Below are 1,856 nucleotides of genomic sequence, written 5' to 3'. Positions count from 1 at the left end.
GTGCGCACTGCGGCGGGCCGGTGGTCCTGCCGGCCGTCTCAGCCGGGCTCTGGTGGGGTCAGGCCTCCGGCCTGGCGGGCGCGCGGGGTGCGGTGCTTTATACGCCGGCAGGACCACCGGCCCGCCTCCGTGCATCGCTGCCCCGCCGTACCCATGCGGGCCGTAGCGTCTCGCTCTCCGGCCGCCCGGCGTTCCCGCCGCCGCTGAAGCGATCCGTGCGGGGGCGTTCAGGGCGGCTCGCCGTCGCCTGCGGCCATCCTGGCAGGAAGGAGCTCATGGCCCGGCGCCGTAGGGCGGCCCCGTCAGGGCACTTGTGGATCTCATCGGCACCACTCGGGACTCAGACGGCGTTGAGGAGTCCGCCGTCGGCGGCGGACTCCGTGCCGGTGGTACTGCCCGAGCGCAGGAGGCCGGCCGCGAGCGGGTTTTTATCTGGTTGAGAATCTCTCTTTGTGAGATTAACTTGCCGCGAGGAAGTGACGAGGAGCCGGAGGAGATGACGATGAGAAGAGACGGGCGCCGGGCTCTGGCCGCGGAGACCGTGGAGATCCTGGAACGCGGCTGGTACGCCGACGGCTCCGGGCGGCGGGTCTCCGTCGCCGGTGAGCTCGCCGCCGCCGTCGCCGGCACGCGCCTGTGGACGCCCGACGAGCTGACCGGGCTGCTGGCGGCCTATGGGGAGCGGTCCGGCGCTCGGACTCCGGAGGCGGCGGACCCCGTCCCCTCCGCCCGGGTGGAGGTCGTCAACGAGACGTCCCTGTCCGCCGCCCGCCGGCTGGCGGACACGGGCGACCCCGTGGGTGACCCGGTGGGCTGCCTCAACTTCGCCTCGGCGAAGAACCCCGGCGGCGGGTTCCTGAACGGTTCCGAGGCGCAGGAGGAGAGCCTGGCCCGCTCCTCCGGGCTGTACCGCTGCCTGACCGAGGCGCAGGACTTCTACGACTTCCACCGGGGTCAGGGCGACCTGCTCTACAGCCACCGCGCGATCTTCTCGCCCGCCGTCCCGGTGTTCCGGGACGATCGGGGCGGGCTGCTCGCGCAGCCGTACTCCGTCTCCTTCGTGACCGCCGCCGCGCCGAACGCGGGTGCCATGCGCGGGGACGGTCCGCGGCTGGAGCGCCTTCCCGAGGTGCTGTCCGAGCGGGCGGCGCGGGTCCTCGCACTCTTCGCCGCGTCGGGGGTGCGCAGGCTCGTGCTGGGCGCCTGGGGCTGCGGTGTGTTCCGCAACCCGCCCGAGCTGGTGGCGTCCGTCTTCGCCGGGCACCTCGGCCCCGGAGGCGCCTTCCACGGGACGTTCGGCCAGGTCGTCTTCGCCGTGCTCGACCGCTCCCCCGGCACACCCACCCACGACGCCTTCGCCCGGGCGTTCCGACCCCAGGCCGGATAGCCCTCATCCCGCCGGGGAGGGACCCGGCCGGGCCGCCGCGCGGGGCCGGCCTGGTGCTCGGGGTCAGGGGACGGGGTCGGGGTCCTTCGGGGGGACGGGGGTGCCGTTCGCGGCGGGGACGACCCCGTTGGGGGCGGGAGCCCCGCCGGCCAGGAGGGTGCGGGCGAGGCCGAGGCCGGTGCCGCCGAGGGTCAGCGCCTTGGCGAGCATCTCCTCGATGCCCTGGGCGCCGTTCAGCACGACCATGTGGTCCACGTTGCCGAAGGCCTTGGCGCCGGACTCGACGATCTTCGGCCAGTTCTCGGCGAGCTGCTGGGCGATGACCGCCTCCTGGTTCTCGGCGAGGGCCTCGGACCGGGCGCGGATCGCCTCGGCCTCGGCCAGGCCCTTGGCCCTGGCCGCCTCGGCCTCCGCCAGACCCTGCGCCTTCGCCGCCTCCGCCGCGCCAGGCCGCGCGCTGGCGCCTCCG

General features: G+C 74.8%; 2 protein-coding genes. One reads left to right on the top strand and one right to left on the bottom strand.

The window, feature by feature from the left end:
- Window positions 1–502 precede the first annotated feature (502 nt).
- On the top strand, window positions 503–1,387 hold the full coding sequence (locus ACWJ6R_RS35700) for a TIGR02452 family protein (RefSeq protein WP_449066441.1): 885 nt from the start codon (window positions 503–505) through the stop codon (window positions 1,385–1,387).
- A 63-nt stretch (window positions 1,388–1,450) separates the two neighbouring features.
- Here the strand turns inward: ACWJ6R_RS35700 and ACWJ6R_RS35695 are convergent.
- A partial coding sequence (locus ACWJ6R_RS35695) for a flotillin domain-containing protein (RefSeq protein WP_449066440.1) occupies window positions 1,451–1,856 on the bottom strand: 406 nt, incomplete at its 5' end.

This window comes from Planomonospora algeriensis (genome assembly GCF_977012225.1).
Note: the sequence above shows the minus strand (reverse complement) of the source record. Positions and strands in the feature narration are given on the sequence as shown.